Origin of the sequence: Brevibacillus massiliensis (assembly GCF_000311785.1) — a bacterium.
Lineage (GTDB): Bacteria > Bacillota > Bacilli > Brevibacillales > Brevibacillaceae > Brevibacillus_C > Brevibacillus_C massiliensis.
In genome coordinates this window covers 114,329-139,225 of the sequence record NZ_HE978542.1, presented here as the reverse complement: position 1 = coordinate 139,225, position 24,897 = coordinate 114,329, and the positions used below count along the sequence as shown (strand labels likewise).

The 24,897-nt window shown below is 53.8% G+C and carries 26 protein-coding genes; 16 read left to right on the top strand and 10 right to left on the bottom strand.

What is annotated here, in order from left to right; genetic code table 11:
• On the top strand, positions 1-182 hold a 182-nt coding region (locus tag HGBM_RS31325; RefSeq protein ID WP_218917001.1), incomplete at its 5' end, for a hypothetical protein.
• Positions 118-1,521, top strand: coding sequence for a copper amine oxidase N-terminal domain-containing protein (locus HGBM_RS28990; protein WP_019122146.1), 1,404 nt, complete (start codon positions 118-120; stop codon positions 1,519-1,521). The genes HGBM_RS31325 and HGBM_RS28990, both read left to right, overlap by 65 nt.
• A 108-nt stretch (positions 1,522-1,629) precedes the next feature.
• Here HGBM_RS28990 and HGBM_RS16210 read toward each other — a convergent pair whose 3' ends face one another.
• From HGBM_RS16210 to HGBM_RS16195, 4 genes are all read right to left on the bottom strand, one after another.
• Positions 1,630-2,007 (bottom strand): hypothetical protein, encoded by a 378-nt coding sequence (locus HGBM_RS16210; protein WP_019122145.1) that lies wholly within the window; start codon positions 2,005-2,007, stop codon positions 1,630-1,632.
• An 81-nt stretch (positions 2,008-2,088) separates the two neighbouring features.
• The gene (locus tag HGBM_RS16205) at positions 2,089-3,129 is read right to left on the bottom strand and encodes a C40 family peptidase (protein WP_019122144.1); all 1,041 of its coding nucleotides are present in this window, start codon (positions 3,127-3,129) and stop codon (positions 2,089-2,091) included.
• A 129-nt stretch (positions 3,130-3,258) separates the two neighbouring features.
• Positions 3,259-4,590 carry a DUF4179 domain-containing protein gene (locus HGBM_RS16200; protein WP_019122143.1) on the bottom strand — a complete coding sequence of 444 codons (1,332 nt, stop codon included), beginning with the start codon at positions 4,588-4,590 and terminating at the stop codon, positions 3,259-3,261.
• Positions 4,583-5,104 (bottom strand): sigma-70 family RNA polymerase sigma factor, encoded by a 522-nt coding sequence (locus tag HGBM_RS16195; protein ID WP_019122142.1) that lies wholly within the window; start codon positions 5,102-5,104, stop codon positions 4,583-4,585. Before HGBM_RS16195 ends, HGBM_RS16200 begins: the two co-directional genes overlap by 8 nt.
• A 115-nt stretch (positions 5,105-5,219) precedes the next feature.
• Here HGBM_RS16195 and HGBM_RS16190 point away from each other — a divergent pair, with 115 nt between their 5' ends.
• Together HGBM_RS16190 and HGBM_RS16185 are read left to right on the top strand one after the other, a co-directional pair.
• Positions 5,220-6,011, top strand: a complete 792-nt coding sequence (locus HGBM_RS16190; protein ID WP_019122141.1) for an inositol monophosphatase family protein — start codon at positions 5,220-5,222, stop codon at positions 6,009-6,011.
• A gap of 71 nt (positions 6,012-6,082) precedes the next feature.
• The gene (locus HGBM_RS16185) at positions 6,083-6,742 is read left to right on the top strand and encodes a phosphatase PAP2 family protein (protein ID WP_019122140.1); all 660 of its coding nucleotides are present in this window, start codon (positions 6,083-6,085) and stop codon (positions 6,740-6,742) included.
• A 76-nt stretch (positions 6,743-6,818) separates the two neighbouring features.
• On the opposite strand, the gene HGBM_RS27715 is transcribed toward HGBM_RS16185, so the two are convergent.
• Positions 6,819-7,664, bottom strand: a complete 846-nt coding sequence (locus tag HGBM_RS27715; RefSeq protein WP_161605061.1) for an SDR family NAD(P)-dependent oxidoreductase — start codon at positions 7,662-7,664, stop codon at positions 6,819-6,821.
• Positions 7,665-7,833: 169 nt separating this feature from the next.
• Entirely contained in the window at positions 7,834-8,145 is a 312-nt protein-coding gene (locus HGBM_RS28985; RefSeq protein ID WP_019122138.1) for a helix-turn-helix domain-containing protein, read from the bottom strand.
• Positions 8,146-8,341: 196 nt separating this feature from the next.
• Here HGBM_RS28985 and HGBM_RS29710 point away from each other — a divergent pair, with 196 nt between their 5' ends.
• Positions 8,342-8,650 (top strand): MmgE/PrpD family protein, encoded by a 309-nt coding sequence (locus HGBM_RS29710; RefSeq protein WP_081590213.1) that lies wholly within the window; start codon positions 8,342-8,344, stop codon positions 8,648-8,650.
• Positions 8,651-8,747: 97 nt separating this feature from the next.
• Here HGBM_RS29710 and HGBM_RS27705 read toward each other — a convergent pair whose 3' ends face one another.
• Positions 8,748-10,349, bottom strand: a complete 1,602-nt coding sequence (locus HGBM_RS27705) for a copper amine oxidase N-terminal domain-containing protein (RefSeq protein WP_081590212.1) — start codon at positions 10,347-10,349, stop codon at positions 8,748-8,750.
• A gap of 324 nt (positions 10,350-10,673) precedes the next feature.
• On the opposite strand from HGBM_RS27705, the gene HGBM_RS27700 reads away from it, so the two are divergent.
• The 3 genes from HGBM_RS27700 to HGBM_RS16155 all read left to right on the top strand — a co-directional run bounded on the left by HGBM_RS27700 (position 10,674) and on the right by HGBM_RS16155 (position 14,369).
• Entirely contained in the window at positions 10,674-13,070 is a 2,397-nt protein-coding gene (locus tag HGBM_RS27700) for a DNA translocase FtsK (protein ID WP_019122135.1), read from the top strand.
• 65 nt (positions 13,071-13,135) lie between these two features.
• Positions 13,136-13,522, top strand: coding sequence for a hypothetical protein (locus HGBM_RS16160; RefSeq protein ID WP_019122134.1), 387 nt, complete (start codon positions 13,136-13,138; stop codon positions 13,520-13,522).
• 64 nt (positions 13,523-13,586) lie between these two features.
• Positions 13,587-14,369 (top strand): IclR family transcriptional regulator, encoded by a 783-nt coding sequence (locus tag HGBM_RS16155; protein ID WP_390620989.1) that lies wholly within the window; start codon positions 13,587-13,589, stop codon positions 14,367-14,369.
• Positions 14,370-14,436: 67 nt separating this feature from the next.
• Here the strand turns inward: HGBM_RS16155 and HGBM_RS16150 are convergent, their stop codons facing one another.
• The 3 genes from HGBM_RS16150 to rarD are packed head-to-tail and all read right to left on the bottom strand — an operon-like array spanning position 14,437 to position 16,659.
• Positions 14,437-14,913, bottom strand: a complete 477-nt coding sequence (locus HGBM_RS16150) for a dihydrofolate reductase (protein ID WP_019122132.1) — start codon at positions 14,911-14,913, stop codon at positions 14,437-14,439.
• Positions 14,910-15,704, bottom strand: coding sequence for a thymidylate synthase (locus HGBM_RS16145; protein ID WP_019122131.1), 795 nt, complete (start codon positions 15,702-15,704; stop codon positions 14,910-14,912). Before HGBM_RS16145 ends, HGBM_RS16150 begins: the two co-directional genes overlap by 4 nt.
• A gap of 22 nt (positions 15,705-15,726) precedes the next feature.
• Positions 15,727-16,659: an EamA family transporter RarD gene (gene rarD, locus HGBM_RS16140; protein ID WP_019122130.1), complete on the bottom strand. Its 933-nt coding sequence runs from the start codon at positions 16,657-16,659 to the stop codon at positions 15,727-15,729.
• 505 nt (positions 16,660-17,164) lie between these two features.
• Between rarD and HGBM_RS16135 the strand changes: the two genes are divergently transcribed.
• The 8 genes from HGBM_RS16135 to HGBM_RS16100 all read left to right on the top strand — a co-directional run bounded on the left by HGBM_RS16135 (position 17,165) and on the right by HGBM_RS16100 (position 24,868).
• Entirely contained in the window at positions 17,165-17,809 is a 645-nt protein-coding gene (locus HGBM_RS16135; RefSeq protein WP_019122129.1) for a helix-turn-helix transcriptional regulator, read from the top strand.
• Between the two features lie 143 nt (positions 17,810-17,952).
• Positions 17,953-19,020 carry a TRAP transporter substrate-binding protein gene (locus HGBM_RS16130; protein ID WP_019122128.1) on the top strand — a complete coding sequence of 356 codons (1,068 nt, stop codon included), beginning with the start codon at positions 17,953-17,955 and terminating at the stop codon, positions 19,018-19,020.
• A 68-nt stretch (positions 19,021-19,088) separates the two neighbouring features.
• Positions 19,089-19,598: a TRAP transporter small permease gene (locus HGBM_RS27695; protein WP_019122127.1), complete on the top strand. Its 510-nt coding sequence runs from the start codon at positions 19,089-19,091 to the stop codon at positions 19,596-19,598.
• Complete coding sequence (locus HGBM_RS16120; protein ID WP_019122126.1) at positions 19,595-20,869, top strand: TRAP transporter large permease; 1,275 nt, start codon at positions 19,595-19,597, stop codon at positions 20,867-20,869. Before HGBM_RS27695 ends, HGBM_RS16120 begins: the two co-directional genes overlap by 4 nt.
• Positions 20,870-20,927: 58 nt before the next feature.
• The gene (locus tag HGBM_RS16115; RefSeq protein ID WP_019122125.1) at positions 20,928-22,013 is read left to right on the top strand and encodes an alanine racemase; all 1,086 of its coding nucleotides are present in this window, start codon (positions 20,928-20,930) and stop codon (positions 22,011-22,013) included.
• A 15-nt stretch (positions 22,014-22,028) separates the two neighbouring features.
• Entirely contained in the window at positions 22,029-23,216 is a 1,188-nt protein-coding gene (locus HGBM_RS16110; RefSeq protein ID WP_019122124.1) for a M20 family metallopeptidase, read from the top strand.
• A 3-nt stretch (positions 23,217-23,219) separates the two neighbouring features.
• Positions 23,220-24,386, top strand: a complete 1,167-nt coding sequence (thrC, locus tag HGBM_RS27690; protein WP_019122123.1) for a threonine synthase — start codon at positions 23,220-23,222, stop codon at positions 24,384-24,386.
• Positions 24,387-24,403: 17 nt separating this feature from the next.
• Positions 24,404-24,868 (top strand): RidA family protein, encoded by a 465-nt coding sequence (locus HGBM_RS16100; RefSeq protein WP_019122122.1) that lies wholly within the window; start codon positions 24,404-24,406, stop codon positions 24,866-24,868.
• Positions 24,869-24,897 lie beyond the last annotated feature (29 nt).

Sequence of the window (24,897 nt, the reverse complement as noted above, 5' to 3'; positions counted from 1 at the left end):
AGACAACGGGGGCAGGGTTTTCTTGTATGGCGATCCTCTCTGCATGTAAAAATGCACTTCCCTTCTGCCGATATAAAAAGTGTTATTATTTTGGAATCTTCATGGGGGGATACAGCAATGAAAAAGATCATCTCAGCGAGTTTGGTTCTGGCGCTGACGCTGACGGCATTGTCACCGCTTGAAGCGGTACACGCGGCCGATAAACCGGCGAAAGAGTCGAAGCAGAAGGAAAAGGACCAAGACAAGGCCGAGAAAGAGAAGGAAAAGGACAAAGACAAGGCCGAGAAAGAGAAGGAAAAGGACAAAGACAAGGCCGAGAAAGAGAAGGAAAAGGACAAAGACAAGGCCGAGAAGGAGAAGGAAAAGGACAAAGACAAGGCCGAGAAAGAGAAGGAAAAGGACCAAGACAAGGCCGAGAAGGAGAAGGAAAAGGACAAAGACAAGGCCGAGAAGGAGAAGGAAAAGGACAAAGACAAGGCTGAGAAAGAGCAGGAAAAGGATAAAGAGAAAGCCGAGAAAGGGCGTGAGACGGAACAGGAAAAGGCCGACAAGGAGAAGGCTGAAAAGGAACTGGAGAAGGCTGCGGATAAAGCCAAAAAGGAAGAAGAAAAAGCCCTGAAAGAGGCGGAGAAGCTTGCCGAAGAGATCGAGAAGGCAGCGGGCAAAGCAAACGCCGGCAGTCCATCCGCCGATCTGGCGCAAATTCAACAAGCGGCAGCAGCCAAAAAAGCGGCAATTCAGCAAGCTGTCAAAACGAAAAAAGAGCTGATCGAACTCCGTCAGGAACTGAAAAAAACGGGTGAAGTGACGGATGAATTAAAGGCGAAGTACGAGGAGCTTGCCAAACAGCTGGAACAGCAGTCCGAGCTAAAAGAGGCGCTCGAAGTGCAGAAAGAACTGCTTGATCGATTCTACAAGCCGGGCGACGAAGAGATTTACAGCAGATTGGGCGAACTCTATGAAAAGAACGGACAAAAAGGCCTGAAGACCTTCGTTAACGGCAAGGAAGTCGTTATGGCGGATGCGCCGTTCATCCAAAATGGTCGTACTTTGGTGCCTGTTCGCGCCATCGGCAACGCCTTGAAGGCTGATGTCACGTGGGAACCGGAGACCCAAAGCGTGGAAGTCAAACGCGGCGACAGCAAAATTGTTCTTTTCCTCGGTTCGGACGAAGCGTTGGTAAACGGGGAAAAAATCAAACTGGAAACAAAACCGGTGCTGAAAAACGGGCGTGTCTTCCTGCCGATTCGCTTTATCGGAGAAAAGCTGAATGCAAAAGTAGGCTACCAGGAGCAGGGAGAACTGATCATCATCGAAGATCAACAAGCGGCCGACCCTGTACAGACAGAGGAGAACGAATCTTCCGCCGCCGATGCGGAAGCCGCGCCTGCGAATGAATCTGCCGCTTCTCCTTCCGCGGAGCAAACAACCGACACTCCTGCTGACGCGGCGAACACGCCGGAGTCCGCAGCAAACGAAGACACAACTTCCCCTGATGCATCGAAAGAAGGCATTTCGTAAGTAAAAAAAGCTCCCTGCCTTGCGCACGGCAAGCAGGGAGCCTCGAAGATACCAGCTGTTTACTGCTCGCGACCTCTGCGGCGAAGCCCGGAGGTCTTTTCGCTGCGGTCAGGGGATGACCGACATTCCGCTGTACCTGGCGATGTACTGAAGCATTTTTTGCGACAGGGGGACGATAAACTCCATGTCTTCACGCTCGACGACACCGGAGCGCGTCACGATTCGGGCCCACTTGACCGCCAGTTTGAAATAATCAGAGCCAAAAGTGGTGCGGATCAACTCGGAGCGATGGCGAAACGATATGCCAGGGGAATCGATCCTGACCGGAATGATGCTGATGATATCATGCAAAAACAGGTGGTATGTCGTATGGGGTTTTTGAAAAACCAATTCCTTGCTGGTCACAGAGCAGCTTAAACTTTTATTCATCTGTGTCAGTTTTAACTCGCCCTCAAGGTTTTTCAGCCGAATGAAATTACTGTTCATTTGTACCCTCCCCGGGGAGCCGGTTTCACTTATCATAGAGGGTATCGGGCACGTGTGCAAGGGGAAAAATCGGAAATGGGCTTAAGGGAGGTAGCGGCGCGCCCCGGCAAATTCAACAGCGTAGGCCGGTTCATCAATCGAGACAATCTCTACCGTCTTGGCGGCATTAGGTGAATGGATCATCTTTCCCTCGCCAATGTACATCGATACGTGGTGGACACTGCCTTTGCCGTTGTTGTAGGCGAAGAACAGCAAGTCTCCCGGTTGAAGTTCTTCTCTGCTGACGGGTGTGCCTGCCTTCGATTGCGGGCCGGAGTCGCGCGGGATCGTGATTCCGTGCGATTTGTAGATCGTATGCGTAAAGCCGGAGCAGTCGAAGCCGAAGCCCGAGGTGCCGGCCCAGAGGTAGGGCAGCCCCAAAAACTTCTTCACCGTGCTGACGAGATCTGCACCCGTCGGAGTGGGAATGTCGGATTCCGACCGATAGATGGCCACATCCGCTTTCGACACCCATTTGTTGCCGTTGTTCGGGGTGATCAGCATGACCTTGTCTCCCATCTCTTTTTGAACGGGCAGCCTTGTGTTGAAGCTGACCTCCATAAACTTGTGATTCATGGCATTTCCGTCGTAAAGCCATGCCGTCGGGCTGGTCACGATGGCAAACGGGCGATCGGAAAACTCGTCCAATCGGCGGTTATCCGTCAACTGCACTTTTGGCATCCAGCCGGGATAACCCAGCGTACTTTTCGGAGTGGGCTGTCCTTCCACAGCTACTTTGATCCAGTCGCCTCGCTCCTCCAGAATGACCACTCTCGTCCCGTAGAGAGCCTGAGTCTCCAGCATGTCGGCACTGGTGAGCTCCAGCTTTTGCGCCAGGGTCATGCTTCTTGTCCATTTCCACAGGTCGACAGGATTGGTGAGAGCAGGAATATCGACCTCGCGCGTCTTTGACATGCCTTTTTCCGTCCACAGCGTTGCAGCCGCCACATCAACATATGCGGTGTCGCCAGCTTTAAACTGGGGGGCTTCCGGTGTTTCCGCAGCAAAAGAGAGAACCGGCAGCAGCGATAAAACCAGGGCAAGCAGCAGAACCCCGACTGTCCATTTGCTTATTTTTTTCATGAACATACTCCTCTCCGTCAGGAAAATGTTATTTTCTTGGCTTCATATTACAATAAAATTCTGACTATTTACACAAAAATTTGGAACCGGCTCCACCTTTCATTGGTGAAAAGCCGGTTCGTCTGCATTCTATTTCAGTCTTACTTCAAAAGGCTGGGTGATCCGCGCTGGGTAATTGGTAATGGTAAAGGTCAAGGGCCCGGTGTAATCCTCCGATTTTATATGGAAGGAGGTTCGCTGAATGCTGCTGTCATCGTCGATGATTCCCATATTGCCTTCTGTCTGATACACATTCCCTGCGGCATCCGCAAATTCCGAATCGACGATGGAGTAGGCATGTTTATCGCCTGGTAGCTTCTCGACGAGCAGATTGATCGTCGTGTATGCCGTTCCTCTGTCGATTGACTCCAGATGAACGCGCTGATCGGGGGCTTTCAGGAGTTTCTTTTCCCCGACGTCGATGACCAGTACCGATTTGTCCTTGTCCAGGGCCATCAGTTCGCTGCCTCTCAAATACAACTCCTTGGCCTCGGTGAAGTAGCTGCTCTCAAAGTAAATCGTCTGTTTCGACTCGCCGACGGAGGCAAGATCAGTCTTCAGGACATCTCCTTTTTCGTTGACGATCTTGAGGTCTTCAAAGCCCATGATGTTTTTGGTGTTGTCCGGGTCAAATTCGACACCAAGCCTGATTCGGGTCGGGTAGATGACTGCATCAGTAAAGGTGAATTTTTGTCCGGCGATGTCAACGGTTTGGTCGATCGGCACCGTTTCCTTCATCCCGGCAAACTTCGAGCGGTCTACGGGGATGGTGACTTCCCAGACGGTATCTGGGTGTTCGATATCGCCGACCAATTTCACCCGCATGATGACCGTGTCGGGAACGGGCTTATTTTCTATAAAATGGATATCTACATGTCCCTTCAAGATGTGGTCATCCGGATTGCTTTCTTCTGGACTAAAGCTGGAAATGCCAGCGGAAAACGGCTGCCTGTTCCCGTCCAGCAGTTCGACGGATGAAGTCAGAAGTTTTTTAGGCTTGCCCGTCGTACTTTCCGCGGTGTAAAAAATGTTTAATCTCATCTCGTCAGCGATGATACTGCCAACGGTCAGGCGAATGCCGTCTTTTTCGTCAGAGATGCCCACCGGCTGCACGAAGTCATGTTCGACAGCACGCTGCAAGCCTTGATCATAGCTGATCAATTTGACGATGTAGGACATGCCGGGCAGCTCGCTGACCAGAGTGGCGAACGCAGGCGACACCCGGATGCTGACAGCCAACAGAAGGCAGAGCACACATACGGCAGCGGAGACAGCAAGGCTCCAGCTTTTTACCGGCCGTTTTCTCTTGGCGCGCTGCATGCCCCGCTCGATGGCCTGGTCGAGCTGTTCGGGCGCGGGAAGCGGCAGTCCGGCAATCTGCTCTTTGACTTTTCGCAGAACTTGTTCTTCGCGATCAAACATGGAAATCACCATCCTTTTCCAGCAGTTTCCGCAGTTGTGACAACGCCTGATGCAGGCGGGTTTTGACCGTCCCCTCCGGCCTTCCGATCACTCGAGCGATCTCGGCGATGGTCATGTCTTCAAAATACTTGAGGATAATCACCTGCTTGTACTTTGGCCCCAGCTGTTCAATCGCCAGCTCTAAGTGAACTCTTTCATGCTGCATATCGTCAGGATGCGAATGCTCTTCCCGGAAGGTTTCGATCAGCTTCCAGCGCTTTTTTGCTTTCGTCTGGTCGTGACAGTAGTTGAGCAGGATGCGGATCAGCCAGGTGTGGAAGTACTGCGGCTCCCTCAGTCTGGGCAATTGCTTGTAAGCCCGGTATGTCGTCTCCTGGACGGCGTCCAATGCGTCCTGCTCATTTTTCAAGTAGGCAAAAGCCAAGCGGTACAGCTGTTGTTTATGTTCCTGCATCAACTGGTAAAAGGCAGTGTCATCGTGTTTGGCTGCCCGTACTAACGACTCTGTAGACAACGTTTTCCACCTCACTATATAGTTAGACTGTGCGGCGGCGAAAAAGGTTTGGTTGATCTTCGGTGCCGGATTGGGTACGATGCAAATACATGCGAAAAAAAGGAGTTTACCAGATATGATAGAGATCGCAAAACAAGCGGCGCTGTATGCGGGGGAACTGCTGCGGGAGCGCTTTTCCGGGCAGCTTACCCCTGACCTGGAATCTCATAACGATGTGAAGCTGCCGGAGGATAAGGCGAGCGAGCGGCGCATTATTGAGGTGATTCATCGTCATTTTCCGAGCCATACGATTGCTTCCGAAGAGATCGGGATCGTCCAGCGGGACGATGAGTACCTGTGGATCGTCGACCCGCTGGACGGAACAAACAACTATTTTATTGGCCATCCGTACTTTTCTGTCTCCATCGCACTGCAGCATGCGGAGGACGTCGTGCTCGGCGTGGTCTACAATCCGATTTCCGGCCAGCTGTTTTGGGCCGAACGCGGGAAGGGAGCCTACCTCAACGGCAGGCGGCTGTTTGCCAGCGGACGAACGGAATTGTCTAAGGCGGTGGGAACGTACATAAGAGGTCGCGATACGGTGACCAAAGAGGAGGAAATGGCATTTATCGCCCCGTTCGCCCTGCAATCAAAGCGGCTGATGCGGACGATTGCCCCTGCGCTTGACTGGTGTCTGCTGGCCAGCGGCTGGATCGACTATATCGTCATGCAGAAATCGGACATCATGGATGTCGCGGCCGGTATCCTGATCGCCCGGGAAGCGGGTGCCAAGATCACCGATTGGAGCGGGGAAGGCTACCGCCATAAGCCGTTCACGATCCCCTGCCTGGCCAGTCTGATCGCAACGGGAGGGCCGCTTCACGAGACGATCCTCACCATGACGGCTGTCGGGAGCCGATCGGGATAGCGCTAACCTGCGATAACCGGACAGGGACCTGAAGTTTTGCGAGATTCCAGAGAGCAGGGAGGCAGACATTTATGGATACAGGACCAAGACGCGTGGTCTGGCTTGGCTTCTTGAGCACGATTGGATTCGCTCTTGTAGCCTACCTCGTCGCGCGGAATGCGACGGCTCCGTTTGACAGCTTGCTCTCGTCCGCCGTGCAGCGCTATGAATCGCTAACACTGACGGAGCTGGCACTGACGCTTTCCTTTATCGGCTCGACAAAGGCTGCTGCCGTGATTTCTGTGGTTGTGATCGCTGTGCTGTTTTTTGTGCTCAGGCATCGGAGCGAGCTGGTGCTGTTCATCGCCGCGGTTGGCGGCGCAGCGCTCGTCAACGACTTTTTAAAGCACCTGTTTCAGCGGGAGCGGCCCACTTTGCACCGGCTGGTCGAGGAGACGGGATACAGCTTTCCCAGCGGACATTCGATGGGGGCGTTTGCCTTGTACGGCATTCTGGTCTTTCTCTTGTGGAAGCATATCCCGTCCCGCATCGGACGAGTTCTCTTGCTGCTGTTTGGCGCAGCCATGATCCTGGGGATCGGATGGAGCCGGATCTATTTGGGGGTCCACTATCCCAGCGACGTCATTGGCGCCTACCTGGCCAGCGCGGTCTGGCTGACAGTATCCATCCGGGTGTACCAGTGGTATCGGGAGCGGCGGATGAGGCGAAGGAGACATTTTCCCGGAAGTTGAGCGGTACGCACCGCCGGGGTCAGAGGAGCCCGCTGTTTAAGAGGTTGTTCCGAGGGGGCCATGTCCTGGCGCAGGCTTAACGAGAGGGGCTCTCACTCGGGGCTCCGTGCAAAAAGCCGGCACGCATGCCGCCATCGATCAGCAGGACACTGCCGGTAATGAATGAGGCGGACGCCGAGGTGAGAAAGAGGACGGCATCGGCGACGTCCGAAGCCCGGCCGTAGCGTCCGATGGGCGGAAGCGGCCAGGAGAGATAGTCGTCCTCGGCCCGCAAAGTTTCCCCCGCTTTCACCATGGTTTTCATGCCGGGGGCGATATCTCCGGGGGCGACCACGTTAACGCGGACGCCGTCGGGGGCCAGGTCCAGGGCGAGCATTTTGCCTGCCATGTTCAGCGCCGCTTTGGTGACGGAGTAGGCGCCCGCCAGATTTTCTCCGGAGATGCCGGCATCCGAGGAGATGAGAACGACGGCGCCACTGCTCTGTTTCAGCAGTTTGGCCGACGCCTGGACAGTCGTGATCGCACCCTGAACGTTGACGCGGTAAAGGCTGGCCAGATCCGCTTCCGAAGTCTCCAGCAGCGTTGCCTTGCGACCGATGCCGGCGGAACAGACCACCGCGTTCAAGACGCCGAAACGCTCTTCGATTTGCCCCAGCACGCGATCCAGATCTGTGCGAGAAGATACGTCCCCGGGGAAAAATACGCACTGCTGTCCAGCTGAGCGTTTTAACGCTCCGATTGTCTTTTCCGCCTGCATGCCCCTCTGCTCGTTCTGCCCGACCAGCGCGACAGAAGCGCCTGCCCTCATATAGGCGGCGGCAATTTCACGTCCAATGCCGGAAGTTCCGCCAGTGATTAATACGACGTGCTTTGTGAAGTCTGTTCGATATACGCCTGTTTTGTCACGTTGCTTCAATCCCAAGGACAAAACCTCCTTGTCCAAATACTTGCTGCTCTCCATCATGATAAGGTGGAGGCAATCACATGTCTCCATCCAAAACTGTGTCTCTGAAAGCCAACCAAGCTTGACTTGCGGCACAGGCATTATCTTCACGACTGCTCGTCAACATTGTGGACATGCGGTGGATTCGCTAACGGTACACTTTCATCCGGAACAGCCGCTGCGGCCGACCGACCGTTCCATACTGCAGGAACTCATCGGCGATTCCCTGTTCTGTCAGATATTCCAGATAAGCTCTCGCTGTGGAACGGCTGACACCGGCGAGGCGGGCGATCTGTTCCGCGCTGTAAGCCTGCTGCCCTTGGAGCAGGCTTTGTTTAATCCTCTCCAGCGTGCGGCTGTCAATCCCTTTTTGCAACGGCTGAACCGTTTGGGACTTGGCCGCCCTGAACTTTTTTAGCCCCTCCACAAACTTCTGGTCCGGCTGAGCGGGAGTTCGCAAGTGGATTTTGAACTGCTTGTATTTTTCCAGGGAATCCTGCAGCAGATCGAGGTCAAAAGGCTTTGATTAGGGAATCGAATATGCCCAGCCTGAAAGCTTCTTCGATGATTTCGATCTCTTTGGCCGCGGTGATCAAGATGACGTCGCAGGGAATCTTCTCAGTCCGGATGCTGCGAAGCACTTCAATCGGAATTTCATGCCCAGAGCTGTGGAAGACCCGCGTTATTCCGCTGATTATCTCGATCCGGACAAACGCTCTATCGCCAATGCCGTTCAAATCTTCTTCCAAGATGGGAGCCATACGGAAAAGGTTGAGGTAGAGTACCCGGTCGGCCACCGCAGCAGACGTGAGGAAGGAATCCCGCTGCTCGAACAAAAGTTCACAGCCAATCTGGCCACTCGTTTGCCGGCCAAGCAAGTTGCAGAGATTATGGAGATGTGCATGGACCAAGGGGCGTTGGAGGAAACCCCGGTTCATGAATTCGTGGATAAATTCGTCATATAATCAGGCGAAACCAATACTGGCAAAAGAAAAAGGATAGAGTCGCCAGATGCATTCTGACGACTCTATCCATTCTTGTTTTCCTGTCCTGAATTCCGGTTTAGCTGGCTTTCTCGAATTCGATAATCGCCTGCTGCTCTTCTTCAAGCCAGGTTACGTCTGCGCCAAACTCTTCGCTGACGAATTTAAGCGGAACGTAAAGGCTGCCGTCTTTTTCAGTCGGGGCTGCCGGCAAGGTCTTGGCTTGGCCGTCGACCGTAGCAGTTTTGCTGCCTTCCGTTACCTTGATCGTTTTCCCGTCCTTGGAGAAGGTAGCTGTCTTGGTGCTTGCGTCGTAGCTGATCTGCGCGCCCATCTCTTCGCCGATGAAGCGGAACGGCACCATCGTCGAGCCGTCTTTGAGGAACGGGCGGACGCCTGTTACCGGTTCTCCGTTGAGCGTGGTCGAGTTATCCTTCAGATCGAAGACGATAAGTTCGGATTCGCCCGGGACGGCGGCGAGCTCCTGGGCAAAGCGATGCAAGAAGCCTTTATCGTTAAATGCCTTGATCGCATTCTCATCTTCCTGCAGCTGCTCTACCGTAACGGTATCGCCGGCAGCAGGGAAGGTGACGGCCGTTCCCTTGCCGTGATTCCAGACGTAACAGTCCGCTTCCCAACCGATCGTAACCGGTTTCGGCAGCTTGCCGTCAGGGTCTTTTACTGTAGCAGACAGCGTGGTGATGCCGCGAACTTGATTCTTGTCGGAGTCGATATAATAGTCGAGCTTCAGTTCAAGCGATTGCACGCCTGCTTCTTTTACCTGCTCCACCATTTGTTCGATCGTGTACTGTTTTTCCAGTTGCTCCACTTGCTGTTTCAGGAATGCCAGGCCTTGGTCCACCATTTTTTCGATTTCAGCGCGTTGTTCCTGGGCGGAAGGCTTCTTCATGTCAGCCGCCGCTTCAGCCGGGAGGTTATCCATGGCAAACTGGCTGGTCAACGTCATGAATTCGATCGCAAAGTCGCGAACATCCTTGTTGACAGTCGCGTCTTTTGCCGTGTACAAGAGCATTTTCAGCAACTCTTGGGTGTCAAGAGTTACACTGATATGGGTAGCATCCACTTTTTTGCCGTTCGGCAGTTCCACGGATTCCTTGCCAAGATTTTTCACTTGGGAGAAGTCAAATCCGTATTTGTCGATGTACTTTTTCATGAAGTCGATTGTCAACTTCTGAATTTTATCCTGGAACTCGCGAACCTTCTCCGGATCTATTTCCATTTCCGGAGAGTTGGCAGAATTGATCGCCAGGTACTTTTGGTCGATCGGGGTTTTCACATAGACATCGTTATTTTTTACGAGCATTTCCAGCGCAGCTTTTTGGTCCCCTGTCCAAAGCTGGTTGTCGCGCAAAATCTTGTCATCGTTTAACGTGAAAACGATTTTCGCCTCATGGGCTGATACGGTTGAGCCTTCCATTTTCAGTCCGGCTTTCAAAGCATTGACAAACGCCAGAGCTTCTTTCTTCTCTTCTGCGTTGTCGATCACAGCGTCCAAGAGTTGGTCCAGGTCACCTGTCATTTTGAAGGTCCCTTGGAAATCAGCACTTGGCTGGTCAGCCGATTTGATGATCGACTCTCCAATCAGTGCGGTTTCTCCTGAACAACCCGCCAATAACAGCAGCGCGGAGAAAACCAGGAGATACGCCTTTTTCCACATCATCTTTCACCTTCTTTTTCTCGCCCTGCAAACTTATTACTATTCAGGGGAATATGTAAGTGAGGGACGAGAGTATTTATTTTCAATGGTTAATACGTTTTAAATAGGTAGAAAGTTTCGCGGAATCAACAAGAAAGTGTGAACACTTCTTTTTTCTGGATGAGCTGGCGCCACGAAATCAATCATTCTGCCTGCCCCGGATGATGGTTCCGTGAAGAAAAAAGATGGAAATCGTGGTAAAATGGTAGCAGTCGCAAAAGACCGGCCGAATGGCTGCATCTCGTTTGCCCGTTCGGCCATGAGTTTGAAAAGAGAGGACGAAGCAGCATGTGGACTTGGCTTCAAAAGATCGTAGAAGGCTTGGTGGGTGAAAAAAAAGAGGAACCCAAGGGTTCCCCGGTTTCATATCCTTCAGGCAGACCGTTGGAAGCCAGAACGACCAATATCTACCCCAAGGAACGGAATCTTTCAAAGGAGCCGAATGTTCTCAAGGGGCCGGGGCCCGTGCAGCCCGAGGAACCAACCAAGCCCCGCCGCAAAGGCGAATTTCGTTTTCCGGTGATACCCGATCCGCCAAAAGACAAGGTTGAACGCCCTGAACATACAACGCCAGTCAAATCATCTGTCCCGAAGCAGCCGAAGCCCGTGAAGCGGGAGCCTACTTTCATTGTGAACCGCTCTGCAGCTGAGCCAAGACGGACGTTTACCCCTACAGAAGTCTTTTCGCCGGTCTATGGGCGCATGACCCCCAAGGAGGGGGAAGAGAAGCTCTGGCCGCGGGCGACTCCAAAGTCTCCCGACCCCGTTCCGGAAACAGAGGAAGCTCTTCCGATCGACTTGTTCAAGCGTATGAGCGCCAGCCGAGAGGGGGAAGCGGAACCGTTAGCTCAAGGAGCGCTCAGCCGAAGTGAGACGGCGGCAGCGGTGGAAAAAAGTGCAACGGCGGAGCCAATAGGCTTGCCGATGGCTGCAGGGAAGGAACCAGAGCGAGCGGACTGGACCGAACAGGTGCCAGAGCCGGAGCCAGAACCGCAGCGAGCGGGCTGGACCGAACAGGTGCCGGAACCGGAGCCAGAACCGGAGAAAGCGGACTGGACCGAACAGGTGCTGGAGTCGGAGTCAGAACCGGAGAAAGCGGACTGGACCGAACATGCGCCGGAGCTGGAACCAGAACCGGAAAGGCCTGCCGCCGTTCAGCAGCCGGAAAATGGGAACCTGCAGCCGGTTACGGAGCGCCCGCGGGCGGCCGAACCGCTAATCGCACGCACGCAGCCGCCCGAACCGGCGGTGCAAGCGGCAGCGCCAATACCACGGGGGTATACATATCCGCCGTTTGATCTGCTGAATCCTTCGCCAGAGTTGGCCCAGGAGGGAGAGGAGCACACGCTGGAGCAGAAGCGCTTGCTGGAGGAGACGCTCAGCAATTTCAACGTCAGCGCACAGGTGGTAGGAATCGTCAAAGGTCCGACGGTGACCCGATTCGAACTGCAGCCGGCGCCAGGCGTAAAAGTAAACAAGATCACCAGCTTGTCCGATGACATCAAATTGAGCTTGGCGGCGAAGGATATCCGGATTGAGGCCCCGATTCCCGGACGCAATGCCGTAGGGATCGAAGTGCCGAACCTGAAGGCGGAGCCTGTTTTTATCAGCCGGATTATCGGATCGGAGGCGTTTCAAAACCACCCGTCTCCGCTCGCCGTTGCCTTGGGCATGGACATCGGGGGAATGCCGATCGTAGCCGACATCAAAAAAATGCCGCACGGCCTGATCGCCGGTTCGACCGGTTCGGGAAAGAGCGTCTGCATCAATTCCATCATCATCAGCTTGCTGTACAAAGCCAGCCCACAGCAGGTTCGGCTGCTTTTGATCGATCCCAAAATGGTAGAGTTGGCGCCGTACAACCACCTGCCCCATCTGGTAACTCCGGTGGTGACAGACGCAAAACAGGCGACGGCTGCCCTGAAGTGGGCGGTGGAAGAGATGGAGCGGCGCTACACGCTGTTTGCCGAGGCGGGAGCCCGCGATATTGAGCGGTACAATCAGATCAGCGGCGAACGGCTGCCTTATATCGTGATCATCATCGACGAGCTGGCAGACTTGATGATGGTCTCCCCACAAGATGTGGAGGACTGCATCATCCGGATCGCCCAGAAGGCGAGAGCCTGCGGCATCCACCTCCTGCTTGCCACACAGCGCCCGTCAGTCGATGTCATTACCGGAAACATCAAGGCAAACGTGCCGACCCGGCTTGCTTTTGCCGTCTTTTCGCAGGTGGACTCGCGGACGATCCTGGACCAGACCGGTGCCGAACGTCTGCTGGGGCGTGGAGACATGCTGTTTTTGGAGAGCGGGACCAATACGCTGCGCCTGCAAGGAAATTTCGTCTCCGATGATGAAATAGAGCGGGTCACGCTTTTCATCAAACGGCAGTGCCAGCCGGAATACCTGTTCAGCAAGGAGGAACTGGAACAATCCGTTCAGACGTATGATGCCGGAGACGATGAACTTTATTTTGAAGCCCTGGTTCACGTGGCGGAGCAGGGACAGGCGTCTGCGTCCGCCCTGCAGCGGAGGTTCCGGATCGGCTACAACCGTGCTGCCCGTCTCATTGAGATGATGGAGGCGGACGGGTACGTGGCCGGCCAAAGCGGAGGAAAGCCGCGTGCGGTCTTGATCTCGGCCGAGGATGCCAGGGCGCTGGCAGAAGGCACAAGCTTGTTTTAACGAAGCTGCTTTAGGCTGGCGGCGGGACTGTATCACTCCTGTAGCAGAGAGGGGAGGAAACCGCAATGGAACTGCAAAAGAAGTTTGTACCGATAAACGATCAGCTGGCGTTGTTTCATGAAGAGTACTACATGACGATTTTGGCCGTTTCACTGGAGGGCCATGACGCCGACGAGCGGGGCCGCCTCTTCGACACCCTGTACGCCTTTCAAAGCAGCGATATCGAACTGGAGATAGACGTCAGCGAGGAAAGCAGGCAGCTTTGGTATCTGCAGCTGCTGGTTCCCTATATGCTGACGCTGGCCGATGCCGCCCGGAAACGGATAGAACGGGGCCGGCAAGCGCTGGAGGCGTATTTGGAACAGCATCAGATCCGCGCGGTAATGGAACCGCTGAGAGGCGATGACATATTTGCCTATGTGAAACGCTACAATCCGGAAGCAACGCTGTAGCCAGGCTTGGTTTACCCATCTTCTTGAATCGGTTATACTTAAAAGTAGAACAACATTTCACCTGATGAAACATTATCTTAAACGGAAAGAAGTGGGTGTGGGCGTGGAAGAGCACAAGTCGACGGTTCGCTCGGTCGAACGCGCGTTGGATATCCTGCTTTGTTTTACAAATTCTACAGAGCTTGGGCTGAGCGAGATCGCCAGCCGGATTTCCCTGCACAAAAGCACGGTGTATCGACTGCTCGCCGCTTTGGAAGCAAAGGGATTCGTCATTCGTGATCCCCATACGGAAAAGTATCGGTTGGGTTTCAGCATCTGGGAACTGTCGGCGAACCTGGCTCAATCTGATGATCCCGCTGCCATCGTGCTGACTGAGATGGAACGGCTGCGCGACATCGTCGGGGAAACGATCAGCCTGTACGTAAGGGATGGCAATGAGCGGATTCGCATCCAGGCGGTAGAGAGCAAGCAAGCGATCCGCCGCGTGGCCCCGATTGGTGCGAGGATGCCGCTGGCTGTCGGAGCCTCCAGTAAAGTTCTCGTCGCCTATTCCGATCCGGCCACACAGGAACAAATCCTGAGCGACCCGGCTTGGCCGGAGTACGTCGATCGAGACGTCTTTCGCCAGCAGTTGGCGCAAATACGCCAATTGGGCTACGCCACCAGTGTGGAAGAGCGGGAGATTGGGGCTGCCGCCGTGGCCGCTCCGATTTTCGACCGGACGGGCAGGATCACGGCTTCGCTGGCCATTTCCGGTCCTTCCAACCGTCTCACTTTGGAGAAGATGACGGAATTTTCCACACCGCTCATCGAAGTGGCGAGACGCATGGGAAAAATGGTGAAATAACGGAAAGAGGAAACGCCCTGCCGGATCAGGTTTGAACCGGCAGGGCGTTTTCATTCTTGTCTGCAAACTAGCGCTGTTTTCGCTCATACACGTAAAAGGTATGGGGCAGGGGATTTTTCTCGTCCACTTTTCCCGGGGTAGCGGAGACCAGGGTGAACTGGTCGCGGTCCCACTCTGGAAAAAAGGCGTCGCCGTCTGTATCGAGCTCGATTTCCGTCAGGTAGAGCCGGTCGGCGTCGTCGATAAACAGGGCGTAGAGCTCCGCCCCCCCGATGATCATCACGTCTCCCAGCTCAAGTACCTCCCGCTTGCTGTGTGCCACCTCAACCCCTGGTGCGGCAAAGTCATGTCTCCGCGTCAGTACGACGTTGCGCCGGTTGGGCAGGGGACGTCCGATCGACTCAAATGTCTTGCGCCCCATCACGACGGTGTGGCCGCTGGTCACCTGTTTGAAGTACTGCAGTTCGCCGGGCAGGTGCCAGGGCATCTTGCCGTCCTTGCCGAGCACCCGGCCGTTTGCATAAGCCGCAATCAGGCTGATCATACGGATACGCTCCCCTTTATGTGCGGATGTGCCTCGTAACCCACAATTTCTATATCCTCATACGTAAAGTCGAAAATGGACTTCACCCGGGGATTCAGCTTCAACGTCGGCAGCGGAAGCGGCGTGCGGGTCAACTGCTCTTTTACCTGTTCCAGGTGGTTGAGGTACAGATGGGCGTCGCCGATCGTATGGACGAATTCTCCGGGACGAAGGCCGGTGACATGGGCGACCATATGCGTCAAGAGCGCGTAGCTGGCGATGTTGAAGGGGATGCCGAGGAAGGTATCGCCGCTGCGCTGGTAAAGCTGGCAGGACAGTTTTCCTTCCGAGACGTAAAATTGGAACAGGCAGTGACAGGGAGGCAGGGCCATCTTGTCGATCTCCGTCGGATTCCAGGCGCTGACGATGAGTCGGCGGGAATCGGGGTTTCGTTTGATCTCGTCTACCACCCACCCGATCTGGTCGACCGTCCTGCCGTCCGCCCCGCTGAAGGAACGCCATTGTTTGCCGTAGACCGGTCCAAGTTCGCCGTTTTCATCCGCCCATTCATTCCAAATGCGGACTCCGTTTTCCTGCAGATAACGGACGTTTGTGCTTCCCTGCAAAAACCAGAGCAGTTCGTAAATAATCGATCGGGTATGCAGTTTTTTGGTCGTCAAGAGGGGAAAGCCCTCGCTGAGGTCAAAGCGCATTTGATGGCCAAAGACGCTGAGCGTGCCCGTTCCCGTCCGGTCATCTTTTTTAACACCTTCGGTCAGGATTCTGCTGCAGAGATCCAGGTATGCCTTCATGTGCAGGTAAGCTCCTTCCTAGTTAAATGTGTCTGGTCCGATTGATCCGCGGTTTTTTGCGGAATAAGCCGGTATACGACAACGAGTACAGCAGGAGAGAACTCCAAAGAAATGTAAAGGTGATCGCATGCACGATGGTAAAGGGCTCTTTAAAGAGAAATACGCCCATTAGCAGGCTGATCGTCGGCGAAAGGTACTGGATGAAGCCAAGCATGCTGAGCGGAACCGACTGGGCGCTCCGGGCAAACCAGAGAAGCGGTATCGCGGTGGCAATGCCGGAACAGATCAGGAGGAGCAGGACTGCGGTGGGGAGCTTAAAAAAGGTTCCGCTGCCGCTTCCTTCAAGAAACATCAGGTATCCAAGCGCAAACGGCGTAATCATAAAGGTCTCCAGGGCCAGTCCGGTCAGAGCATCAGCGCGCAGCAGCTTTTTAGCCAGACCGTACAGGGCAAAAGTAAGCGCCAGCGAAACGGCAATCCAGGGGATCCGCCCGTGCTCAATCGTCATGATCGCCACACCGATTGCAGCCAGTCCCAAGGAGATGAGCTGCCAAAAATGTAATCGCTCCCCAAGCACGATCATTCCCAATGCGATGCTGAGCAAAGGATTGATATAATAGCCAAGGGCGGCTTCAATCACTTGTCCGTGATTGACGGCCCAGATGTAAATATACCAGTTTCCGGTGACCAAAATCGAGCAGAGCGTGACCGCCAGCAGCTGTTTTTTATTGGTCAGGACGGGTTTGATATTTTTCCATCGCCGGCGAATGGTCAAGACAGCGGCGACGAAGAGAAATGACCAAAAAATGCGATGAGCAAGAATTTCGTCCGAAGGGATGAGGTCGAGCGACTTCCAGTACAAGGGGAGCAATCCCCATGTGGCGTAGGCCAGAATGGCGTAGCCGACCCCTGCCTTGATCCCTTGCCGTTTTGCTGCTTCCGGGTCCGTATTCATTTTTACACCCCATTCAATTTTCCGAACTATTGCTGACAATTTCCGATCGACCGCACACGTCTATATTATCACTAGGCGGCAGTAAACGGCAGATATTTTTATGGGGAGGCACTTGCCGCTCTGTACTGCCTATATCGTACGGCTGCTCAAGTTCCCGCACGAAGGATTAGCGGGCCCTGCCCAGGTTTGTTACAAGCTTTCCTACCCCATCCAGATTCAGACGTTTAGCGGATGATTGGTGCCTGGCGCGCTGACTGAAGGACGAGCGGCAAAAGGAGCTTGGCCAGTATGTTCACGCCTCTCACCTCCACAAGCTTTCTTTCCACGCTTCTATTGTCCGCTGCACGGGAATAAGCATGCATCGCTGTGTTGCAAGCAAGTAAAAAAATAATCTGATTATAAACAAAAAATGAATTATTGACCTAAATGAAAATTAATGTTAAATTACAACTACAAAATTAATTTTCTTCTTGTCTAAAAAATATTTAGATTGTGAGGGAGTTGCTTGGAAAACATTAAAGATGAACAGGAATTTTTAACCAACCTGATCCGGGGGATCGCTGCACAGTTTGGGGAAAAGTGCGAGGTCGTCCTTCACGATTTAAGCGGCGGCTACGAAAGTACCATTGTCGCCATCGAGAATGGCTATATAACAGGAAGGAAGCCGGGAGATTGCGGCAGTAATCTGGGGCTGGAAGTCTTGAGAGGCACTGTTAAGGATGGGGACCGGTACAACTATATCACACAGACCAAAGAGGGAAAAATTCTCAGGTCGTCTTCCATATACATTAAAAACAGCCAGGGCAAGACCATAGGCGCCATCTGTATCAACTTTGATATCTCCGATTTGATTGTCGCCGAAAATACACTTCGGTCCATTACCAAATACAGTCTGGAAAACGAAGTAAAAGAGGTTTTCGTCCGCGACGTAAACGAGTTGATGGACTTCTTGCTGCAAGAATGTCAAAAGGAAATCGGCAAACCTGTCTCGCATATGACCAAGGAAGACAAGATGAAGGCGATTTTGTACCTGGATAAAAAAGGGGCATTTCACATAAAAAAAGCGGGGGACAAGGTCTGCAAGTTTTTGGATATCTCAAAATTCACTTTGTACAACTACTTGGATGAGGCGCGCAATTTGGAGGAATAGCCCTGGTTGACAACGGCACTCAGAGGAGCAAACTGAATCAGTTGTTCCCTGTTTGCCTTTGAAGGAGGTGAAAGCCAATGTAAGCATTAACAGGAATTGTAAGCATAATCATGATAATTAATGTAAAAATTAGGGGGTTCAATATGAAATCGTCTTGGTCAAAGCGTTTCGCTTATGGATTTTTCATCATGGTATTTTTGCTCGTAGCCGGCTGCGGCAATCAGGCTGCAGAACCGAATCAGCAAGCGGGCGAAGCAGGCAAGACCCAAGATTCGGGAAAAACCTACAAGTTTAAACTGGGCTTTAACACAAATGAACAGTCCGTGCGCTACGAAACCGCAAAAAAATTCAAGGACATCGTAGAGGAAAAGACGAACGGGCGAGTGGAAATCCAGATTTTCCCATCCGAAACTCTTGGCACAGAGCAGGAAATGCTTGAATCCGTAAAAATTGGCGCCCTTGATTTCCAACTCGCCGGCGGCGGTTCGATGACCAATATCCTTCCGCAGTACGGAACACTGCAGCTCCCGTTCATGATCAACGACTACGATGAGGCGTATGCGGTTCTGGATGGACCGATTGGAGACAGATGGAAGAAAGAAGCGGAAGAGTTCGGCTACAAAGTGCTGGCCCATGCAGACCTCGGATTTGCCCAGATTACCAACAACAAGCATCCGATCAACTCACCGGATGATATCGCAGGAGTCAAAATGAGAAGCCCGAATGAACCTACTTCGATCGAAACTTTCAATCAATTGGGCGCGATTACATCTACCATTCCGTTTTCAGAGCTTTACCTGGCCCTGTCACAAGGCGTAGTGGACGGTCAGTTTAACCCGTTGGATGCCATCTACGACCAGAAATTTTACGAAGTGCAGAAATACTTAGCCATTACTAACCACTTTTACTATCACGTCAATTTCATCATGAACAAAGGCTTGTGGGACAGTCTCGACCCCGAGCTGCAAACGATTATCCAGGATGCGGCCAACGAGGCGAGAGACCTGTCCCGAGAGCTGACCCAGAAGAGGAACTCCGAAGTGCTTGACAGCATGAAGGCCAACTTCGAGGAGATCACGCACCCGGACATCGCGGCATTCAGGGCGAAGGTAGAGCCTGCCTATGCGAAGCTTGCGGATATCGTCGGGAAGCAAAACTTTGAAGAGGTGCAAAAATTCCTGGAAGAATATCGGGCAACGCACAAGAAATAGTCCAGTTTTCAACGGGACGGGCGCAGATGTTCCCTTCATTTGTGCCCGACCTGAAAAGGAGTGTCCACATGAAAAGTTCTCTCGTGGCAGTAAACAGGCTGATCGAAAGATTTACGAATGTGCTGGCTGTCGTTTCGAGCATTCTGATGGTCGTTTTGACAATCGTCGTTTTCCTGGACGTGTTTAGCAGGTATATTTTTAATCTTCCGTTTACATTTACGGGAGAGCTGACCGCCCTTATCTTCCCCTGGATCGTCTTTTTCGGCACCGTGATTATCACCAAAAACGATGAGAACGTTGCGATTACCGTCTTTAAAGAAAAATGCTTTGCCGGGAAATCCGGAAAATACGCTGATTTGATCATCTACCTTATCATGATTTTTTTCTCCGTTTTTTTGATTAAATCCAGCTTTGACCTGTCCGTCTCTGTGTACAGGCAGACGCTGCCGATCCTCGGAATCTCCAAATCGTGGATGTACATTTCCGAAACCTTTGCTTTCTGTCTGGTCTTGCTCATTCTCATTTACAAAGTGATTCTACTCTTCTTTGGCGAGAAGAACATGGAGGAACAACAATGATCTGGATCATGATCGTCGGCCTTTTTGTCCTGATAGCTTTTGGCGTTCCCATTGCCTTTTCGATGGGAGCGGCAGCGTTGATGTACGTGCTGGTTGAGGGAATCCCGCTCTCGATCGTAGCGCAGCGCTTTTTCTCCAACACCCAGTCGTTTGCCTTCCTGGCCGTTCCGTTCTTCATTTTGGCCGGTAGTCTGATGGTACACGCCGGAATCGCCCAGCGGATTATCCAACTGGCCCATTCGCTGGTGCGCTGGCTGCCGGGCGGACTGGGCTGCGTGTCTGTCGTGACCAACATGGTACTGGCCGGCGTTTCCGGTTCCAGTGTCGCGGATGCAGCCTCGGTTGGCTCCGTGCTCATTCCGGAGATGAAGAAAAAGGGCTATTCGCCATCCTTTGCCGCCTCGATCAACGCCTCGGCCAGCGTCGTCGGAATCATCATTCCGCCCAGCAGCACGATGATTATCATCGCCTGGCTGGCCAATCTGTCCGTTGCCAAGATGTTTATTGCCGGCGCCATTCCGGGGATTCTGATCTCCCTGGCCTACCTGGTGACCACGATCGTCATCTCCGTCAAGCGGGGCTATCCGCGCGAGCAGCGCCCTACCTTCAAAGAGGTGGCGCAAGGTGTCATGCAAGCTTTTTGGGCGATTATCATGCCGATCTTCATGATCGGGGCGATCGTGTTCGGCATCGCCACAGCGACGGAAGTAGCTGCCTTGTCGGCGGTTTACGCGTTTATCATCGGTTTTTTTGTCTACCGTTCGCTCGACGGGAAAAAGCTGATGGCGGCCCTGAAAGAAACGGTCGTCGGCACGACTGTCGTGATGATGATCGTCTGTTCGTCTTCGATCTTCACCTACATCCTGATCAGTGAAGGAATCCCTGCGATGATCTCAAGCGCCCTGCTTGGCCTGGGAATTCCCGACTATCTGATGATCCTCATCCTGGTGCTGATCTTGTTCATCGCCGGAATGATCATGGACCTCGTGCCCAACCTGTTCATTTTCATCCCGATCTTTTTCCCGATTGCGACCGGCATCGGCATGGATCCGATTCACTTCGCCATCGTCATGCTTTGTGCCCTGGCGCTGGGATTGTTTACGCCGCCTGTCGGCACCACGCTGTTCCTGTCGTGTCACCTGGCGAAGATCAAAGTGGAAAATACCTACAAGGATTTAATTCCGTACTTTGTGATTGGGGCGTTGGTCGTCATCTTAATCGCCTATATTCCGGGACTGGTGATGTGGCTGCCCGATGTCCTCATGAACTAGCCTGATCGGGCCTGGGTGCTGCTGGCGGAAAAGCGAAGAAAGAAGGGTGTGTTTTCAAGTGAATCACATTACACCGTACGTATCGGTAGATTTGGACAAAGTAGAGCAGAATATCGCTGCGATGGTCGAGCGGCTGAATCAGGCCGGGATCGACCACTGGCCGCACATCAAGACGCATAAGTGCATCGAATTGGCCAAAAAGCAGTTGGCGATGGGAGCTAAAGGCATCACCTGCGCAAAGCTGTCGGAAGCAGAGGTGATGGCAGAGGCGGGAATTGATGCCATCCTGATCGCTTTTCCGATCGTCGGGGAAGAAAATCTGCAGCGGCTGACTCGTCTCGTCCAGAAGGTCAACGTTCGCACCACGGTAGACAGCGTCGCCGTAGCCCAAGGATTGTCCGCAGCCGGCCAGGATGCGGGACGAAAGCTGGAAGTTCTGATTGAGATTGACGGGGGCAGCCATCGCGGCGGGGTTCAGCCCGGGGCGCCAGTACAGGAGTTCGCCAGACAAATCGCGGGACTGCCGGGAATTGAAATCGCCGGGGTGTTTACTTACGTCGGCCAGATCTACGGCAAGTCATCACTGGAGGAACTGAAGGCAGAAACCAGGCGGGAGGCAGAGCTCCTCTTGGAAGCCAAGCGGCTTCTGGAAGGAGACGGAATTCCCGTACGCGTGATGTCAGGCGGGTCGACCCCGTCCAGTTACCTCGCCGAAGAACTGACAGGCATTACCGAAGCTCGTGCCGGCAACTACATTTTTGGCGATATGAACGCCGTCCATCTCGGGGTCTACACGGAACAGGACTGCGCCTTGCGAGTGCATGCCACGGTCGTCAGCGTGCCGCTGCCGGGCCATGCAACGATCGACGCCGGTTCGAAGACCTTGACGAGCGACCTCTCCGTGGCGGGAGATACGTATGGGTATATCGTCGGCAAGCCGGATGTAAAGATCGTGAAGTTAAATGAGGAGCACGGTTACCTCCAGTTTGATCCCGCTCAGCACCACTTCCAGGTGGGGGACCGGATCGAGATTATACCCAATCACAGCTGCGTCATCCCCAACCTCAACGATTACTTGTACGGGTATCGCAATGGCGAATTCGCGGGAACACTCAAGATCGACGCCCGCGGCAAGAACTACTAGGGAGACGAGAGGGGTGTGAACAGCTTGCGTTCGATTCAAGAGAGAATCACAGCAAACTTTCATCAGGATGAAGTAATCGGCATCTTGCGGGAATTGATCCAAAAACAAAGCGAAAATCCTCTGGGAACCGAAGAAGAGGCGGGCCGGTATGTTCAAGCGCTGCTCGCGGAACACGGGATCAAGGCAGAACTGTCCTGGGCGGCTCCTGGAAGGCCCAACGTGATCGCACGCCTGCAGGGTATGCGGCCAGGCCCGTCGATGATCTACAACGGCCATCTCGACGTCGTGCCAGCGGGAAATCAATGGAGCATGGATCCGTTTGCGGGCATCGTCCAGGACGGACGGGTGTACGGCCGGGGGGCTGCAGACATGAAATCGGGCGTCGCCGCCATGATCTACGCAGCCATCGTTTTGCAGCGGCTGGGCAACCCGTTCGCCGGCGAGCTGATTCTGTTTTTCAATGCGGATGAGGAACGCGGAAATCTCGGAATGAAACACTTTTTGACGACGGACCTCACCGCTGACTGGGCAGTCATCAGCGAGCCGACGGAACTGAATATCTGCATAGCCCATCGCGGCGTGTCCAGGTACCGGATCCAGACATTGGGTACACCCGGCCATGCTGCTGTTGTCACCAATCCCGACAATGCGATTTACAAGATGAATAAAATCATTCATAATTTAGAAAGTTTAGGTAATTCATTAAAGAAAAGGGTCGACCCGCTTTTGGGTTCGGCATCCTTGAATGTCACCCAGATTCAGGGAGGAACCGCGCCCAACATCGTGCCGGGAAGCTGTGTAATCGAGATCGACCGCCGGATTTTGCCGTCGGAGACGTACGAGGAGATCCTGCAAGAGATTCGCGAATGCGTAGAGGAAGTGGCAGATGTCTCCACCTATGAGCTGGAGTGCTCCTCCTATCTGGCAGCCAGCCAGATCGCGCCGGATCATCCTCTGGTCAAAGGAATGGAGCAGGCAAACAGACTGGTCAGGGAGCAGCCGTGCCAGGTGAAAATATTCGAAGCCACCTGTGAGGCACCGTTCTTTTCCGTCGACAAGGGCATCCCCACGGTTGTCTTTGGTCCAGGCTCATTGAGTCAGGCCCATGTCAATGACGAGTATGTGGAGATTGCAGAAGTAGTGGACGCCTCGCGCATCTTTGTCCATCTCGCCTTGCACATGCTGCGGGAGCAGGGGGAGTAGAACATGTATGCCACACGGCTGCGCTGCATCGGCTGCGGCACAGAATACCCGCTGCTCCCGTACTACACATGTCCGGGGTGTGACGGATTGCTGGACGTCTGTTACGACTATCAGGCCCTGAAGGATCACCTGCAGCAGCGTACAGAGGCGTTTTCCGGTGAACTGCTGCTGCCTGTCGCCCCACAGAAGCTGATCTCTCTGGGCGAGGGGCGTACGCCGCTGGTAAAGGCTAACCGGCTGGCGCAAAGGCTTGGTCTTAAGAACCTCTGGCTGAAGTGCGAATCTGCCAACCCGACCGGCTCCTTCAAGGACCGGCCGATCTCAGTCGGCGTCTCCAAGGCGGTGGAATTCGGGTTTCGGCAGGTCGTGGTCGCTTCGAGCGGAAACGCCGCCGCCGCGGTCGCCGCCTACTGCGCTCGGGCGGGATTGGCCGCCACCATCCTCGTTCCCGAATCGACGCCGGCGGAAAAGGTAAAACAGACCGCAGCCTACGGTGCCAGGGTGTTGAAAGTACCCGGCCCCTACAGCCAATCCTTCCACCGGGCGAAGGAAATGGCAGACCGGGAACAGATGTTTAACCTCACGACCACCTTTCTCAACCCTTATACGGTGGAAGGCGACAAAATGATCGCCTTTGAACTCTGGGAGCAGATGAACCGGAGCGGGCCTGATGTCATCTGTGTTCCCTTTGGCGCCGGTCCGGTGCTGGCGGGGATCTGGAAGGGCTTTGTCGAACTGCGCGAGTTGGGCATGGCAAACGTCCTTCCCCGGATCGCAGGGATTCAGGCAGCGGGCTGCAATCCCGTAGCCCGAGCGTTTCAGGCGGGACGCAGCATAGTAGAGCCGCAAACAGCTCCTCGGACGATTGCCGGCGGAATCGGGGACGGTTTGGACGGTTATGCCCAGGACGGCACCTATACGCTGCAAAAAATCAGGGAATCATCCGGATTTGCCCTTGATGTATCGGACCGGCAAATTCTTGAGGCGCAGGCCTGGCTGGCAAAGGATGAGGGGATCCTCGCTGAGCCTTCTGCGGCTGCAGGAGTCGCCGGATTGGCGAAGAGTCTGCAGACAGGGCAGATCGGCAATCGTGAGACGGTCGCAGTGATCTTAACAGGAAACGGCCTGAAGGATTTGGCTTCATTTGATGTGATGTTGGAAAACAAATAACGAGAAAAGCTGGTGAAATGATGTCTATCGAACAAAAATTGGCAGAGTTGAATATCGTCCTTCCCGCGGTCGCCAAACCTAAGTTTTGCTTTGTTCCCGTCAATCAAACGGGCAACCTGGTGTATACCTCCGGACAGGACTGCCGGGTGAACGGGGAGTTGATCTACAAGGGCAAGCTGGGGAAGGAATTGACGATAGAAGAAGGCCAGGCGGCAGCGCGCCAATGCATGATTAACTGCCTGGCGGTGTTGAAATGGCATCTTGGCAGCCTGGACAAGATTAAGAAGGTAGTCAAGGTTCTGGGCTTTGTCAACAGTGCGCCGGGCTTTTCCGATCAGCCCTATGTGATGAACGGGGCTTCCGAACTGCTGGTGGAAGTGTTCGGAGAAAAAGGCAAACACGCCAGATCGGCCATCGGAACCAATGAACTTCCGTTCGATACCCCGGTTGAAGTAGAGATCATTGTGGAAGTGGAAGCGTAAAAGAATCGATGGAAAAGAGGGGGATACCG

Bases quoted from the DNA above. Each gene is read 5' to 3' on its own strand.
- HGBM_RS28990 (WP_019122146.1), top strand. From the start codon at position 118: ATGAAAAAGATCATCTCAGCGAGTTTGGTTCTGGCGCTGACGCTGACG.
- HGBM_RS16210 (WP_019122145.1), bottom strand. From the start codon at position 2,007: ATGAACAGTAATTTCATTCGGCTGAAAAACCTTGAGGGCGAGTTAAAA.
- HGBM_RS16205 (WP_019122144.1), bottom strand. From the start codon at position 3,129: ATGAAAAAAATAAGCAAATGGACAGTCGGGGTTCTGCTGCTTGCCCTG.
- HGBM_RS16200 (WP_019122143.1), bottom strand. From the start codon at position 4,590: ATGTTTGATCGCGAAGAACAAGTTCTGCGAAAAGTCAAAGAGCAGATT.
- HGBM_RS16190 (WP_019122141.1), top strand. From the start codon at position 5,220: ATGATAGAGATCGCAAAACAAGCGGCGCTGTATGCGGGGGAACTGCTG.
- HGBM_RS16185 (WP_019122140.1), top strand. From the start codon at position 6,083: ATGGATACAGGACCAAGACGCGTGGTCTGGCTTGGCTTCTTGAGCACG.
- HGBM_RS29710 (WP_081590213.1), top strand. From the start codon at position 8,342: ATGCCCAGAGCTGTGGAAGACCCGCGTTATTCCGCTGATTATCTCGAT.
- HGBM_RS27705 (WP_081590212.1), bottom strand. From the start codon at position 10,349: ATGATGTGGAAAAAGGCGTATCTCCTGGTTTTCTCCGCGCTGCTGTTA.
- HGBM_RS27700 (WP_019122135.1), top strand. From the start codon at position 10,674: ATGTGGACTTGGCTTCAAAAGATCGTAGAAGGCTTGGTGGGTGAAAAA.
- HGBM_RS16160 (WP_019122134.1), top strand. From the start codon at position 13,136: ATGGAACTGCAAAAGAAGTTTGTACCGATAAACGATCAGCTGGCGTTG.
- HGBM_RS16155 (WP_390620989.1), top strand. From the start codon at position 13,587: ATGAAACATTATCTTAAACGGAAAGAAGTGGGTGTGGGCGTGGAAGAG.
- HGBM_RS16150 (WP_019122132.1), bottom strand. From the start codon at position 14,913: ATGATCAGCCTGATTGCGGCTTATGCAAACGGCCGGGTGCTCGGCAAG.
- HGBM_RS16145 (WP_019122131.1), bottom strand. From the start codon at position 15,704: ATGAAGGCATACCTGGATCTCTGCAGCAGAATCCTGACCGAAGGTGTT.
- rarD (WP_019122130.1), bottom strand. From the start codon at position 16,659: ATGAATACGGACCCGGAAGCAGCAAAACGGCAAGGGATCAAGGCAGGG.
- HGBM_RS16130 (WP_019122128.1), top strand. From the start codon at position 17,953: ATGAAATCGTCTTGGTCAAAGCGTTTCGCTTATGGATTTTTCATCATG.
- HGBM_RS27695 (WP_019122127.1), top strand. From the start codon at position 19,089: ATGAAAAGTTCTCTCGTGGCAGTAAACAGGCTGATCGAAAGATTTACG.
- HGBM_RS16120 (WP_019122126.1), top strand. From the start codon at position 19,595: ATGATCTGGATCATGATCGTCGGCCTTTTTGTCCTGATAGCTTTTGGC.
- thrC (WP_019122123.1), top strand. From the start codon at position 23,220: ATGTATGCCACACGGCTGCGCTGCATCGGCTGCGGCACAGAATACCCG.
- HGBM_RS16100 (WP_019122122.1), top strand. From the start codon at position 24,404: ATGATGTCTATCGAACAAAAATTGGCAGAGTTGAATATCGTCCTTCCC.